General features: G+C 69.3%; 14 protein-coding genes. 9 read left to right on the forward strand and 5 right to left on the reverse strand.

The features are described 5' to 3' along the window. The 4 genes from ACNI3K_RS10690 to ACNI3K_RS10705 all read left to right on the forward strand — a co-directional run bounded on the left by ACNI3K_RS10690 (nt 1) and on the right by ACNI3K_RS10705 (nt 4,342). Nucleotides 1–585, forward strand: a complete 585-nt coding sequence (locus ACNI3K_RS10690; RefSeq protein ID WP_419391880.1) for an isochorismatase family protein — start codon at nt 1–3, stop codon at nt 583–585. Further along, on the forward strand, nt 569–1,966 hold the full coding sequence (locus tag ACNI3K_RS10695) for a nicotinate phosphoribosyltransferase (protein WP_419391881.1): 1,398 nt from the start codon (nt 569–571) through the stop codon (nt 1,964–1,966). The genes ACNI3K_RS10690 and ACNI3K_RS10695 overlap by 17 nt, the downstream gene beginning before the upstream one ends. Before the next feature lie 106 nt (nt 1,967–2,072). Next, nucleotides 2,073–2,624 carry a PadR family transcriptional regulator gene (locus tag ACNI3K_RS10700; protein ID WP_419391882.1) on the forward strand — a complete coding sequence of 184 codons (552 nt, stop codon included), beginning with the start codon at nt 2,073–2,075 and terminating at the stop codon, nt 2,622–2,624. 38 nt (nt 2,625–2,662) lie between these two features. Further along, nucleotides 2,663–4,342 (forward strand): ABC1 kinase family protein, encoded by a 1,680-nt coding sequence (locus tag ACNI3K_RS10705; RefSeq protein ID WP_419391883.1) that lies wholly within the window; start codon nt 2,663–2,665, stop codon nt 4,340–4,342. A gap of 17 nt (nt 4,343–4,359) precedes the next feature. Here ACNI3K_RS10705 and ACNI3K_RS10710 read toward each other — a convergent pair whose 3' ends face one another. Further along, a complete protein-coding gene (locus ACNI3K_RS10710; protein ID WP_419391884.1) occupies nt 4,360–4,944 on the reverse strand; it encodes a hypothetical protein in 585 nt (194 codons plus the stop codon). A gap of 97 nt (nt 4,945–5,041) precedes the next feature. Between ACNI3K_RS10710 and ACNI3K_RS10715 the strand changes: the two genes are divergently transcribed. Both ACNI3K_RS10715 and ACNI3K_RS10720 read left to right on the forward strand, forming a co-directional pair. After that, a complete protein-coding gene (locus ACNI3K_RS10715; RefSeq protein WP_419391885.1) occupies nt 5,042–5,398 on the forward strand; it encodes a DUF2200 domain-containing protein in 357 nt (118 codons plus the stop codon). A gap of 98 nt (nt 5,399–5,496) precedes the next feature. Further along, on the forward strand, nt 5,497–6,096 hold the full coding sequence (locus ACNI3K_RS10720; RefSeq protein ID WP_419391886.1) for a thymidine kinase: 600 nt from the start codon (nt 5,497–5,499) through the stop codon (nt 6,094–6,096). A gap of 199 nt (nt 6,097–6,295) precedes the next feature. Here ACNI3K_RS10720 and ACNI3K_RS10725 read toward each other — a convergent pair whose 3' ends face one another. From ACNI3K_RS10725 to ACNI3K_RS10735, 3 genes are all read right to left on the reverse strand, one after another. Next, a complete protein-coding gene (locus ACNI3K_RS10725; RefSeq protein WP_419391887.1) occupies nt 6,296–8,119 on the reverse strand; it encodes a DEAD/DEAH box helicase in 1,824 nt (607 codons plus the stop codon). Between the two features lie 89 nt (nt 8,120–8,208). Further along, the gene (locus tag ACNI3K_RS10730) at nt 8,209–9,840 is read right to left on the reverse strand and encodes a hypothetical protein (protein ID WP_419391888.1); all 1,632 of its coding nucleotides are present in this window, start codon (nt 9,838–9,840) and stop codon (nt 8,209–8,211) included. 264 nt (nt 9,841–10,104) lie between these two features. Beyond that, the gene (locus ACNI3K_RS10735; RefSeq protein ID WP_419391889.1) at nt 10,105–10,755 is read right to left on the reverse strand and encodes a Pr6Pr family membrane protein; all 651 of its coding nucleotides are present in this window, start codon (nt 10,753–10,755) and stop codon (nt 10,105–10,107) included. A gap of 148 nt (nt 10,756–10,903) precedes the next feature. Here ACNI3K_RS10735 and ACNI3K_RS10740 point away from each other — a divergent pair, with 148 nt between their 5' ends. Further along, nucleotides 10,904–11,833, forward strand: a complete 930-nt coding sequence (locus ACNI3K_RS10740) for an NUDIX domain-containing protein (protein ID WP_419391890.1) — start codon at nt 10,904–10,906, stop codon at nt 11,831–11,833. On the opposite strand, the gene ACNI3K_RS10745 is transcribed toward ACNI3K_RS10740, so the two are convergent. Further along, on the reverse strand, nt 11,827–12,471 hold the full coding sequence (locus ACNI3K_RS10745) for an alpha/beta hydrolase (protein WP_419391891.1): 645 nt from the start codon (nt 12,469–12,471) through the stop codon (nt 11,827–11,829). The two genes, ACNI3K_RS10740 and ACNI3K_RS10745, sit on opposite strands and share 7 nt — an antisense overlap. 109 nt (nt 12,472–12,580) lie before the next feature. Here ACNI3K_RS10745 and ACNI3K_RS10750 point away from each other — a divergent pair, with 109 nt between their 5' ends. Together ACNI3K_RS10750 and ACNI3K_RS10755 are read left to right on the forward strand one after the other, a co-directional pair. Then, nucleotides 12,581–13,843 (forward strand): MFS transporter, encoded by a 1,263-nt coding sequence (locus ACNI3K_RS10750; protein ID WP_419391892.1) that lies wholly within the window; start codon nt 12,581–12,583, stop codon nt 13,841–13,843. Between the two features lie 121 nt (nt 13,844–13,964). Continuing rightward, nucleotides 13,965–14,390 carry an OsmC family peroxiredoxin gene (locus ACNI3K_RS10755; RefSeq protein WP_419391893.1) on the forward strand — a complete coding sequence of 142 codons (426 nt, stop codon included), beginning with the start codon at nt 13,965–13,967 and terminating at the stop codon, nt 14,388–14,390. Nucleotides 14,391–14,392: the final 2 nt, after the last annotated feature.

The following is a 14,392-nucleotide window of genomic DNA, read 5'->3' on the forward strand; positions in this document are numbered from 1 at the left end:
ATGGCTCAATACGATCCGACGACCGCGCTGATCGTCGTCGACGTCCAGCACGACTTCGCCTCCCCTGACGGATCGCTCTCGGTGGCCGGGGGTGAGGACGTCGTGATCGCAGCCAACAGCGAGATCGCCCAGGCGCTCGACGCGGGTGCGCCGGTGGTCTACACGCGCGACTGGCACCCTGAGTCCACGCCTCACTTCGAGAAGGACGGCGGAGTGTGGCCCGTGCACTGCGTGCAGGGCACGCCCGGGGCGGCCTACCATCCGGACCTCGAGCTCGTGGACGGCGCGTTCGAGGTGCTCAAGGGTGCCGGTCGTGAGGACGGCTACTCGGGGTTCAGCGAGCGTGACGCGGGGACCGGTGAGTCCTCTGCGACCCAGCTCGATGAGCACCTGAAGAGCATCGGCGTCACGAGCGTCGTCGTCGTGGGCCTCGCCACCGACTACTGCGTGCGTGCCACGGCTCTGGATGCCGTACGGCTCGGCTACTCCACCACGGTGGTTAAGAAGGCGGTGGCGGCCGTGGACGCGGCTGCGGGCGACAACGCGCTGGCCGAGATTGCCGAGGCCGGTGGCCATCTTGAGTGACAGCCCGCTGCAGGGGTCCTTGCTCGAGGGATCTGCGGCGAGCGCTCTGCTGACGGACCAGTACGAGCTCACCATGGCCGCGAGCTACCTGTCGCAGTCGATGGAGCAGACCGCCACGTTCGATCTGTTCGTGCGCAACCTCCCCCCGGAGCGTCGCTTTCTGGTGGCGGCCGGGCTGGCCGATGCGCTCGCCTACCTAGAGCAGCTGCGCTTCACTGACAGCGACGTCGGCTACCTGCGCTCGCTTGGCATCTTCGAGGAGGCGTTCCTGCGGCACCTGAGCGCGATGCGCTTCACTGGCGAGGTTTGGGCCATCCCAGAGGGCGAGGTGTGCTTCCCGGGTGAGCCGCTGCTGCGGGTCACGGCACCGCTCATCGAGGCCCAGGTCGTCGAGACGGCGTTGCTGACCACGGTGTCGCACCAGACCGGCATCGCCTCCAAGGCAGCGCGGGTGGCGCTGGCCTGCGGCGGGCGGGACTTCGTGGACTTCGCCTCGCGGCGCGCGCATGGGCCGAGCGCAGCAGTGCGAGGCGCGCGAGCCGCGTATCTGTCTGGCGCAGCGGCCACTAGCAACGTGCTCGCGGGCAAGGTCTATGGGATCCCGCTCAGTGGCACGATGGCGCACTCGTACGTGATGGCGTTCGATGACGAGCGCGAGGCGTTCCGTCGCTTCGCGCGCGATTTCCCGTCCTCTGCCGTGCTGCTGATCGACACCTACGACACGGTCGAGGGAGCGCGCAGGGCGGTCGGCGTGGCTCACGAGCTCGCGGACGAAGGTGTCCGCGTCGCGGGCGTGAGGCTCGACTCCGGTGACCTGCGGGCGCTGTCGATGCGCGTGAGGGAGATCCTGGATGAGGGCGGCCTGGAGGACGTGCGCATCATCGCCAGCGGCGATCTCGACGAGCACCGTATCGCGGAGCTGCTCCAGGCTGGCGCTCCGATCGACTCGTTCGGCGTGGGCACGCAGATGGGTGTCAGCGCGGACGCGCCGTCGCTCAGCGCTGTCTACAAGCTCGTCGAGTACGACGGGCGCCCGGTGGTGAAGCTGTCCGCCGACAAGTCTACGTTGCCGGGGCGCAAGCAGGTATGGCGCGACGAGCACGGAGGGACGCTGGCGGGCGACACCATGGGCCTGGAGCACGAGACCGGCCATGCGGGGCGGCCGTTGCTGCGGCGCGTGATGGTCGACGGCAAGCGCGTGGAGGCCGAGGGTTCGCTGAGCGAGGCCCGGGCGCGCGCCGCACGGGCGTTGGCATCCCTGTCCCCGGAGCTTCGCGGGCTGGCGCCCGCGGAGGGCACCCCGCCGGTGAGCACCACCACGAAGCTCGAGATGCTAGTGCGCACCATGCGCGAGGATCTTGCCAGGGACGCCACGAAGTAGGGGAGCTCGGGACGCGGGGATTTCGCTTGCACAAGGGGAGCGCCCGTGTCAAGATAACGATATATCGTTCGCTATCGTTCGCGATTCCCCGATTCAGGAGGTCACCATGACCGGATCTACCCGCCACACTCGCTCCAGTTTCAACCCAGGCCAGGCAGCAGACGCCATGTGGGACGCGATGGAGCAGATGCGCTCGTCCGTCGAGAAGACGGTGGGCACCCGGATGGGGCGCGGTGACGTGCGCGCCGCAGTCCTCGCGCTGCTCACCGAGAAGCCCATGCACGGCTACCAGATCATCCGCGAGATCTCGGAGCGCACCGGCGGCCGGTGGAAGCCCAGCGCGGGCTCCGTGTACCCCACGCTGCAGCTTCTCGCCGACGAGGGCGTGGTCCACGCCGAGACCAGCCAGGACCGCAAGACCTACTCGTTGACCGAGGCCGGCCAGGTGGAGGCCGCCGCAGCCGCCGCATCGGCCCCGTGGCAGGAGAAGTCCGATTGCGAGGACAGCCGCTTCGGCAAGGTGTCCAAGGCCGGCCTCGACCTCGCGCAGGCGGTGTCGCAGGTGGCACGCACCAGCACTCACGCGCAGCAGGACGAAGCGATCGAGGTCCTCCAGCAGGCACGCCGTAAGATCTACTCGATCCTCGCGCAGGACTGACGGGGTTGCCGTCGTTCCGTCGGGATCAAGGAGAGCTGATGCCCGACGACGTACTCGACCGCGCGCGCTACCGCAGGATTCTGCGCTTTGCCGCGTGGAACCTCATGGTGACGTGGTGGTACGAGATCTTCCTGCCCACGATCGGCCTGGCCCGGATCGCGGAGCGCACGCGCACTAAACGCATGAAGAGGTTCGCGCGCCGTTTCCGTGTGCTCGCAGTCGAACTCGGCGGCCTAATGATCAAGCTCGGCCAGTTCATGTCCTCGCGTCTGGACGTGCTGCCGCCAGAGATCACCAAGGAGCTCGAGGATCTGCAGGACGAGGTGCCGCCGGTGCCGTTCTCGGCGATCCGCGCTCTCGCTGAACAGGAGCTCGGCGTCCCGCTCGACCGGGTCTTCGAGCACGTCGAGGAGGCGCCGTTGGCGTCGGCGTCCCTCGGCCAGGCGCACCGCGCCCGCCTGATGGCGCGCGACGCGGAGGATGCGGGCTTCGACGACGTGGTCATCAAGGTCCAGCGTCCCGGGATCGGCGCGATCGTCGCCGTGGACCTCGCGGCGCTGCGGCGCGTGGGCCGCTGGCTGAGCCGAGTGCGGCTAGTGAACACTCGGGTGGACATGCCCGCGCTGGTCGAGGAGTTCGGCGAGGTCAGCCTGGAAGAGATCGACTACCTCCACGAGGGTCAGAGCGCGGAGCAGTTCGCCGACAACTTCGCCGACGATCCCCGCATTCGCGTTCCCGACGTGGTGTGGGAGCGGACAACCCGGCGGGTCCTGACGCTGGAGGACGTCACCGGGATCAAGATCACCGATCATGCCGCCCTCAGGGCCGCGGGGATCGACCCCGTCGAAGTCGCGCCCGTCTTCGCAGAGGTGATGTTCGACCAGCTCTTCATGCACAGCTTCTTCCACGCCGACCCGCATCCGGGCAACCTGTTCATCGCCCCGAGCGCCGATGCGGGCGACGGACCCGCCTGGCGACTCACCTTCGTGGACTTCGGGATGATGGGCCGCGTCCCGCCGAACCTGAGGGGATCCCTGCGGGCGTTGATCATCGCGGCCGCGTCCCGGGACGGCAAGGGGATGGTTGCCGCCATGGACGAGGCCGGCGTGCTGCTCCCCAACGCAGACACGGTGGAGCTTGAGCGGGTGATGAGTCACGTCTTCGAGCGCTTCGGGGGCATGGGCTTCGCCGAGCTGCGTGAGCTCGATCCCAAGCAGTTCAGGGACTTCGCTGTCGAGTTCAGCGACGTGATCCTCACCCTGCCCTTCCAGCTGCCCGAGGACTTCCTGCTGGTGATGCGAGCGGTGTCCCTCACCTCGGGCGTGTGCAGCGCGCTCAACCCCGCCTACAACCTGTGGGACTCCGTCGAGCCGTATGCACAGACGCTACTGCGCGCCGAGGGCGGCAAGTTCGCCGGCGACTTCGCGCGTGAAGGGCTCGAGGTGCTCGCGCTCGCCTGGCGCCTACCCAAGCGCATCGACACGGTCCTGACGCGCGCGGAGGACGGCACTTTGCCGTTCACCGCCCCCAAGCTCGAGAGCGCCGTGGCCCGTCTCGAACGCACCGTGCGCCGGGCCGTGTCCGCGCTGCTGTTCGGCGGCCTTCTCGTGGGTGGCGCCCTGGTGCGTCCCGAGGAGCCGGGACTCGGCACCATCCTGATGATCGCATCGGCCGCCCCGCTGGTGCACGCGGTGGTGGGCGGGCGCTCCCAGCGCTAGCCCCTACGCCACAACCGTCAGGGGTGGCGCACGAGGTGCGCGCCGGCCGCCCACCCGGGTGCACGACCGCCATCGGGCGGCTCGCGATCGGTCCGCAGACCCGCGCTGCCGATCACCCAGGAGATCAGCGAGTTGGAGTTCCACATGTCTCCTGCCCCGGGCACGGGCCGACCCCAGGTCAGGGTCGGCACGGAGCCGACAGAAGTCAGCATGCGCGTGATGGTCCCGGCGTCGCTGGTCAGGACGATCGGCTCTCCCACCGCCCAGGCCCGATCGGGAATGGCCCCGTAGGCCCAACAGCGCACCTCGTAGCGGAAGAAGCGCGATCGCCCCAGCCAGCCGAGTCCCACCGGCCCCGTCGCCAGGACGCCTCGGTCTCCCGAACCCGCTCCCCATGCGGGCGCCATCTCGATCACGGCGGGCACTCCGGCCAGACGAAGCTCCATAGCGGCATGAAACAGGGGAGCAGGCGAGCGTCGTTCGACAGCGGCCCGCCACCGCTCCCACCACGCGCTGGTGTGGATCACTACGTGCCCGTCTGCCCCGACCGGCAGCCACAGCAAAGTGGCTCGGTCCCGCTCAGCGGCATCGTCGGTGCTCACGCGTCAACAGTAGGGCTCTCTACCGGGGCTCGCTCGAGCGTGCGCTGCGCGAAGGCGAAGCCACAGATACCCTCGAAGGGGCGAGAGGAGGGCTGGCATGGCCGAACACCGCATCTTCCGCATGAGCTTTGCGAGCATCTATCCGCTCTATGTGACGAAGGTCGAGCGCAAGGGCCACGCGAAGGCCGAGCTGGACCAGGTGATCACGTGGCTGACCGGGTATGACCAGTCCGGCCTGGACCGGGCGATCGACTCCGGGGTGGATCTCCGGACCTTCTTCGCCGAGGCTCCCGCCATGAACCCGTCAGCAGACCTGATCACGGGCGTGATCTGCGGCGTCCGCGTCGAGGAGATCGAGGACCCGCTCATGCAGCAGATCCGCTGGATGGACAAGCTCGTGGACGAGGTCGCGCGCGGCAAAAAGATGACGTCGATTCTGCGCTCGCACGCGTGAGGCGCGCTCAGGACGTGGGTGCCTGCGGGTAGCGTGTCGCCCAACGACACGACCTGGCCATCGCGCTCGGTCCGGCACAGACGACGACGGAGACTCACGTGGCCAAGCTGTACTTCCGATACGGGGCGATGAACTCGTCTAAGTCCGCACTGCTGCTGACGGCCGCGTACAACTACGAGGAGCGCGATCAGCGCCCGGTGATCGTGAAGCCGGGCGTCGATACCAAGGCCGGTCGCGCCGTCTCGTCGCGAATCGGCGTCCAGCGCCCCGTCGACGTGCTATTGAACGACAGCGAGTCGCTCGAGGCCGCGGTCCTGGCCCATGCGCCGTTGTCCGAGATCGACGCGATCTTCATCGACGAGGCTCAGTTCCTCACCCCCGCTCAGGTCGACGAGGCCTTCACGATCGCCGTCACCGGGGGAGTTCCGGTGCTTTGCTATGGGCTGCGTGGAGACTTCACGACGCGATCCTTTCCCGGCTCTCTCCGGTTGCTCGAGATCGCACACTCGATCGAGGAGCTCAAGACCATCTGCCGGTGCGGGTCCAAGGCGATCTTCAACGCCCGCATCGTGGGCGGTGGGTTCGTGAGCCACGGCGCGCAGGTCGCGATCGACGGCCAGCACGCCGAGTACGAGTCTCTGTGCGGGCGGTGCTACCTCGCCAAGGTGGGACCCTTGCGCGCGGGCGCGGAAGCGTAGGCCTCGGCCGCCCACCTGCATGACTGAATCGCGGTGACTGAGGAGCAGATCAGTACCCCGCATCGGCCGTCAGGGACGCGACCGCAATCGACGAGCGCCAGCACTCGCCTTCCTCGTGCCCAGCCGCCGCCTTGATGGCAGTCGCGTGGATGCGAGCCGCCAACGAAGCGACAGGGCTAGCCGGGGCCCGAACTGTCGATCAGTGGCGCGGCGCGCGCGGCGGCCGGTCGTCACGCGAACCGCCCTGGCTCCTCGGTGCAGACTTGCGACCGCCCGGGGCGCCGCCGTCCGCCTTGAGCTCGATCAGGATCCCACTGATGCGGGTGCGCTCGAGCTTGCGCAAGGACTCTGGAGACAGCTCGGCCGGCAGGTCGACCAGCGAGAAGTTGGGGAAGATGCGGATCTGGCCAAAGTCGTCCCGGTTGAGGCCGCCCTCGTTGGCAATGGCGCCGACGATCTGCCGGGGCTCCACCTTGTGACGCTTGCCGACCGCGATGCGATACGTCGCAAGCGGACCCGAGGTGCCGCGGCGATTGCGCTCGCCGCGATCGGGGCGAGCCGCACCGTCCTTACCTCCGCGGAACTCTTCGCGCTTGGGCTCGGCCGCGGGATCGAGGAGCAGCGGGGTGTCGCCTTGGGCCACCACGGCAAGGGCGGCCGCGACGTCAGTCTCGGGCACATTGTGGTGCTCGACGTAGTGGGCGATGATGTCGCGGAAACGGTCCACGCGCTCGGTCATCCCGAGCGCCTCGGTGATGGCCTCGTCGAAACGAGTGAGGCGGGTGGCGTTGACGTCGTCCACGCTCGGCAGGTGCATCTGCGTGAGCGGCTGGCGCGTGGCCCGCTCGATCGCGCCCAGGGTGCGACGCTCTCGCGGGGTGACAAAGCTGATGGCATCCCCAGTGCGTCCCGCACGGCCGGTGCGGCCCACGCGGTGCACGTAGGACTCGGTGTCGATCGGCAGGTCGTAGTTGATCACGTGCGAGATGCGGTCCACGTCGAGGCCGCGCGCCGCAACGTCAGTGGCAACGAGGATGTCGAGCTTTCCGTCCTTCAGTTGCTTGACCGTCCGCTCGCGCTGGGCCTGGACCACGTCGCCGCTGATGGCGGCCGCTGCGTAACCGCGGGCACGGAGCTTCTCCGCGAGCGTCTCCGTCTCGTTCTTGGTGCGCGTGAAGACGATCATCGCCTCGAAATTCTCGACCTCGAGGATCCGCGTGAGGGCATCCACCTTCTGCGGGTAGGACACGATCAGGTAGCGCTGCGTGAGGTTGGTCGACGTGGTGGTCTTCTTCTTGACCGAGATCTCCTCCGGATCGCGCAGGTACTTCGCGCTCAGGCGGCGGATCTGGGGCGGCATGGTCGCGGAGAACATCGCGACCTGCTTATCGGCAGGGGTCTTGGCGAGAATGGTCTCGACGTCCTCGGCGAAGCCCATCTTGAGCATCTCGTCGGCCTCGTCGAGCACCAGGAATGCGAGCTCCGACAGGTCGAGCGTGCCCTTGTCGAGGTGGTCCATGATGCGGCCGGGCGTGCCGACCACGATGTGGACGCCGCGGCGCAGTGCCGAGAGCTGCACGCCGTAGCCCTGGCCGCCGTAGACGGGCAGGATGTGCATGGACTTGCTGTGTCCGGCATACGTCTCGAAGGCCTCGCACACCTGGAGCGCGAGCTCACGGGTCGGGGCCAGCACGAGCGCCTGCGGCTTCTTCTTCGAGGTGTCGAGCCGCTCGAGGATGGGAAGCGCAAAAGCGGCGGTCTTGCCAGTTCCCGTTTGGGCGAGTCCGACGACGTCGCGACCGTCCAGCAGCGTGGGGATGGTCGCGGCCTGGATCGCGCTGGGCTCCTCGTAGCCCACGGCGCTCAGGGCCTTCAGGACCGTGGGCCCAAGACCCAGGTCGGCGAAGGTCAGGCGATCCGGGGTCGCCGGCTCGGTCGTCGCGGCGGTGTCCGCGGGGGTGGCATCGGTCGGTGTGAGGTCGTTGGGAGTCGTGTCGTCATTCGGGGTCGAGTCAGAAGGCATAGGTCTACGGTAGTGCCGTCTGGCGGTCGTGACTGGACGAGCGCGCCTGGCGGACGGCCGATGAGGTCCTTGCCGCGGGCGCGGATGCGTCACTCACGAGGGGTCTTGTCTTCCTCGAAGACGCTCATGATGCGCTTCTCGAGCTCGGGAGCAGGCGGTGCCTCGAAGGCGCCGACGTCGGTCGCGACGTACTCGAGGTGCCACGACTCGGGCTTGCTCCCACCGGGACGTGCCCATTCGGGATGCACCCAGCCGAAGTCCTCACCGTGGGCCCGGAGCCATGCGGCGGACGGTACATCGAGATCCACAGCCATGCCCCAGCCATGATTGGACGTGCCCGGCCGCGCTGCCGTGGCCGGCTTGATCGCACGGGTGCGGACCTGCACGCCGTACGAGCGGTAGGAATCCGTCACGTTGAGGTGCCGGCCGTGCTGCGCGAAATACGCGGCGTCGGCCTCCTCGAGAGATCGGGCGGCGTCGCACTGCAAGCGGTGGCCGGGCAAGAAGCCGATGTCGCACAGGCTGTCGAGCGCAAGAACGCCGTTGGATCCCATCACACCCACGGGCGAACCGGTCCAGCCCTTGGAGCGGGCCGCAGCGGCGTCGCGGTTCGCCTGAACGTGCGCCTTCTTGGCGTCTGCCACCTCCGCCTTGTGGTCCCCCTTCAACTGGTCGTTGCGGGCGTCGATCGCGGTATTCTCCGTGTCGACCCAGGCTTCGTGGGTCGCCTGGAGCGCCTCCATTGCCTCATCGAAGGCCGCCCGTGCGGCTACCACTCGGTCCAGCGCTTGGATGACGCGCAGCGGGCGGTCCCTATCCACCAGGGCGGCCCGCGCAGATGTGCTCGTGAGCTCAGTGATGGCGTCCTCTGCCTGGGTCAGACGGGAGTCGTCGTCGACGCGGTCCTCCACTGACGCGAGGGTGTCGAGCGCAGAAGCCGTCACCGCATCCGCATTCTCCACCGAGCTGTCCAGGAGTACGAGCGTGTCGGCGTGCCCGGCCTCGATGGCCGCCTCGGTCAGGGCGGTCGCCCCACCGGTCACACTCTCCAGGGCATCGTCGAGAGTCTCCGTCGCCCGCTCCAGCCTGTCGGCGGCCTCGCGCGCCTCGTCGGCGCTCTCGGTCTGGCCCGCCAGGACCCGCGCGACCTCGGCGTCTTCGACGAGCTCCACAAGGTCACCCGCGGGCGCCAGGGGATGAGGAGAGTCGTCCGCCGGGCTCGCGGACGGGCTCGGGGACGGCGTGCCCGACGGATCGATCGGTGCCGGTGCCCCCTCGTCCTCAGTCTCAGTGCTTTCCGGAGCGACGTCCTTGGTGACCGCCTCGGCACCATCATCGTCAGCAGGAGCGGGGGAGAAGTCGTCCGGCGTGACCGCCGCGATCTCCTCCGGGTCGACGGGCGCCACCGTCACGTGCACTCCACTGAGCGCGGCCTTCTCCGTCGCGGCCTGGGTGGCGTCGCTGAGAGCGCGCGCGGCTGCGGCGACCCTCTCCTCGTCGGCAACGGCATCGGCCTCGTGCAGGGCGCTGTGTGCCTCAGTCAGTGAAGACTCCAAGGCCTCGCGCTTGACCTCGAGGGCTTGAGCGGCGTCACGGGCATCGTCGACGGCGAGTCGGGTGTCGACATCGTGAGCGCTATATGCGCCGACAAGTCCAGCGCCGAAGCAGCCGAGGGCGATGGCCCCCGCGATGGCGCGGGTGGGGCGAAAGGCAAAGGGCATGGGGGAAGTCACCAAGGATCAGTACAGGGACGCAGCCGTGACCAGAACTCTCTGTGCACAGCACGCGACCCCGGGGCGGTGCGCCATCAGCGCGCGGCCACGGGGTCACAATGTCGCGTGCGACTCGTCAATGCCGCCGGCAAGGCTGCCAGTCGGTGTTCCACGCCGCGGGGCGGCTCGCTGACGAGCGCGCGTCCCAGCATCGAGAGAAGATGCGACACCCCCTGAACGTGCGGATGCCCGCTGGGGTTCCACGGTGCGCCATCAGCGTCGCGGCGCCTTCACCGAGAGGGTGCCGGTCCGGGGCGGGTGAGCGAGCCTGAGCAGCCTCAGCCCGGTCGCTGAATGCAGCACCGCGGCCACCAGGAGGCCCGTGCCGGCGATCGCGGCGACCGTGATCGCTACCGAGGCGATGCCCTGCGACGGGTCGAGGAAGGGGTAGGGCACCCACCCGTCTGCGGTCGCGCGCACCATGAGGTAGGCAATCCACCCCGCCGGTACGACCAGCACAGTCCACAGCGTCCGTAGCGGCAGCCTCACGGGCTTGCCCACCAGCAGCCAGTCAGCGACCAGCACCGCGCCCGCGCCGCCGTGCAGCACCATGTTCGCCCAGGGATAGACCGGGGTCGCGACGCCGGCGAGCATGTACCAGTACACCGCTCCGGTGACTACGCCGTAGGTGGCGGCGTTCACTCGCAGCAGTGCCACCCATCGAGGCTCATCCGCTCCCGCAACCGCTGCGGCGACCAGCGCCACGACTGCAGCGAGGGCCGCGAGAGGGGTGAAGTAGCCGGGCAGCTGAGCCCAGGTGAAGGTGCCGTAACTGAGATCCGCCCACGCTTGAACGCCCAGTGCGGCTGCGATCACGACCGCAGCGCCCAGGCGGGCGAGGGAGACGGCGGCCACTTTGCTCACACTCAAGACTTTACCCGGTCTTGACCGATGTGTGAATGTGACGCGCCCGTCTTGCGGTCTGCCGGGCATGGCGCACTCCGTGGCGGCGCCTTTGGCTCGGTGAGGCAGAGTTCGTCGCGACAGCCCGCCGCTGTGGCAGGCTCGTGTCATGTGCCCCGAACGCCACTCGCGAGCGACGCCACCGCCGCTCGGGAGCGAGCGCGACCCGGGAGACGCGTGGGTCGAGGGGCCCGCCGGGGAGCGGTACTGGGGACGGTTTGGTGCAGCGGGAGTGCTCGCCGTGGACGACGCCCGCGGAGTCTTGCTGCAGCACCGCGCCGAGTGGAGTCACCACGGCGGCACCTGGGGGATACCCGGTGGAGCCCTCCACCAGGGTGAGAGCGCCGAGAACGGCGCGCTGCGCGAGGCGCTCGAAGAGGCGGGAGTGCCCCGGCACGCGGTCCGTACCCGCGCCGTCTGGCTCGCGGACCGCGAAGTATGGACGTACACAACGCTGCTGGTTGACGTGGTCCAGCCGTTCGAGGCGGTGGCGGGGGACGCCGAGAGCCTTGAGCTCAGGTGGGTGGCGCCGGAGGAGGTCGACTCCCTTCCGCTCCACCCGGCCTTCGCGGGCTCGTGGCCCGCGCTGCGTCGCAGCCTGGGCACCAGGCCTCAACTGGTGGTCGACGCGGCGAATGTGGTCGGCGCCGTTCCCGACGGCTGGTGGCGCGACCGCAAGGCAGCCTCGGAGCGGCTCCTGCGGCGACTCGAGTATCTCGACGGCGCAGGTGTGCCAGCTCCTGCCTTGGGGCTCGACGGCCTGCGGTGGCACCCGGCCATCGACCTCGTGGTCGAGGGGCAGGCCCGCGGCACGGACGCGCTGGGCGGCGTATGCGTGATCGATGCGGAAGGCTCCGGGGACGAAGCGATCGTGACCAGGGTCGAGGCGCTCGCCCTTGAGGGGACTAGCCCGGTGGTGGTGACGAGCGACGCGGGCTTGCGCTCTCGTGCTCAGCGGGCGGGTGCGTCCGTGCACGGGGCGCGCTGGCTGTGGGGCCTGCTGGATGGGCTGGATGCCGTCGACTCCACCCGTCAGTGATCCGACGGGGAGCGCTCGACCTGCTCGAGGAAGCCGCGCACGTCGCTCATCACCCGCTCATCGACTGAATGCGCCAGACCGGCGTACACCCTCGCGGTGAGCGAGGTGTGGTGCGGCAGGAAGTCCGCCGCGCCGCTCACGGCTTCTCGCGGTATCACCTCGTCCGCGTCGCCCCGACCCCAGAACACCGGCGGCAGGCGCTCGGCCAGAAGCGCATCGGCCGGTTGGGCGGTGCCGGCGACGAATCCGGCGAGCACCACGGTCGCTGCCACCCGATCGGGCCGGGTGCGCAGCAGCTGCGTTGCCATGAGGCCGCCCTGGGAGAACCCCACCGGCACGACGAGCGTCTCGGGACCGAGGTCGGCGTCGATCCAGGCCCACAGGGCCGCAGTGGCCTCGTCGATGTGCTCCGGACCGGGCGGCTCAGGCAAGGACAGTGGGAACCACGCATAGCCCATGCCCTGCATCGCCAAGGGGGCGCGGGGAGACACCCACGGCATGCCCGGCGGCAGCCACGGGGCGAGCCCGGGCAGATCGTGCTCGTTCGAGCCGAATCCGTGCAGCAGCAGAGCCACGGTCTTGACCGGACGTGACGAATCGTCCCACCCAGGGGAGCGGACGGCAGTGAGGATCTCCATGCCTCCCAGTATCGCGGGACGCGGGAAGTTGCGGTTCGCACACGGATCTATGCTGGGCGTGCTCAAGGGTGAGCACGCCCCCTTGACCTGACACCGATCGGTGAGCCACATGACTACCACCACGCCCGCACGGACCCGGCTCGCGCTGTTCGCGCTCGCCCTCGGTGGATTCGGGATAGGCACCACCGAGTTCGTGGCAATGGGCCTGCTGCCCGACATGGCCCGAGACTTGGAGCCCGCACTGTGGGACGCCAGCCCTGAGCAGGCCATCGGCCGCGCGGGCTGGATCATCACCGCGTACGCGGCGGGGGTTGTTGCCGGAGCTCCCACGATCGCGGCGGTCGTCGCGCGCTATCCGCGCAAGACCGTGCTGACGGTGCTCGCGGCCGCCTTCACCTTCGGCACGGTCACCTCGGCGCTCGCGCCGACGTTCGAGACAGTCGTCGCCGCGCGCTTCGTCGCGGGCCTTCCGCACGGCGCCTACTTCGGCATCGCCGCCTTGGTCGCCGCGCGTCTCATGGGGCCCGGAAAGCGCGGTCAGGCAGTCGCCTTCGTGCTCGCCGGTCTGACCATCGCCAACGTGATCGGCGTGCCCACGATCACGTACCTGGGCCAGCAGACGGGATGGCGGGTCGCCTACCTTGCGGTCGCGGCGCTGTTCGCGCTCAGCACGGTCGCCATCGTCGCTTTCGTGCCTCGCTCACCCGGAGACCCCACCGCCACCATGCGCCGCGAGCTCGGCGCGTTCGGGCGCCCGGCGGTCTGGTTCGCGCTGCTCACCGGTGCTCTCGGCTTCGGTGGCTTCTTCGCCGTCTACAGCTATGTGTCACCGCTCGCCACGGAGATCACGGGGACGAGCGAGTCGATGGTGCCGATCGCGCTCGTGGTGCTCGGCCTGGGCATGACGGCCGGCAACTTCGTGGGCGGCAGGCTGGCGGACCGCGGTGCGCTGCGCGCTGTCTTCCAGCTCTTCGGCGTCTTCGTCGTAGCGCTGCTCGTGCTCATCGCGGGGGCCGGCTCGTTGGCAGGACTGCTCCTTGGTCTGTTCCTGGTCGGTGGTGCAGCCGCGGCGCTGTCACCCGCCATTCAGACACGGCTCATGGACGTCGCCGGCGACAGCCAGACGATGGCGGCCGCGCTCAACCACTCCGCGTTGAACATGGGGAACGCGCTGGGCGCGTTCCTCGGCGGGATCGTGATCGCCGCAGGGTGGGGTTACCTCGCGCCATCCTGGTTGGGCCTCGTGCTGTGCGTCCCGGGCGTGCTGTGCGCGGCTCTCGGCTGGGCGGCCACGCGTGGCGGGGTGCCCCCGCACGGCACCACGGCGGGACCGGCCGATGCGCGGGTCGAGTCTGGTTCCGCGGCTAGGTGACCTGCGCCTTCCGCCGGCCGAGGGCGGGCGCGCGCCTATCTGGCGCGCGGCGACCGCTCGCCCGTGCTTGACTGGCGGGAGCGGGCGCGTACCGCGCTCGAACCGACAGAGAGGGAACAACATGGCAGTGCACAGCAAGGCATCGACGGTATGGAACGGATCGCTCGCGGACGGGTCGGGAACGACCACGCTCGCCACCGGCGCCGCGACTCTCGCGGTCGACTGGAAGGCGCGCGCCGAAGGCTCGGAGTCGACCACCACTCCGGAGGAACTGCTCGCCGCAGCCCACGCCTCGTGCTACTCGATGGCGCTGTCGAACGCGCTGAGCGAAATCGGCTCGCCGCCCGAGCAGATCGAGGCCAGCGCGGTGGTCACGTTCGTGCCCGGCGAGGGAGTCAGGAGCTCAGTCATCACCGTGAGTGCCCGGGTTCCTGGGATCGACCAGCTGAAGTTCAGCGAGATCGCCGAAGAGGCCAAGGACGGCTGCCCGGTCTCGCAGGCGCTGGCCGGTGTTCACATCTCTCTCGAGAGCGCGACGCTTCTCTGACG

The sequence above is a fragment of the Demequina ureilytica genome (assembly GCF_048553575.1).
Taxonomy (GTDB): domain Bacteria; phylum Actinomycetota; class Actinomycetes; order Actinomycetales; family Demequinaceae; genus Demequina.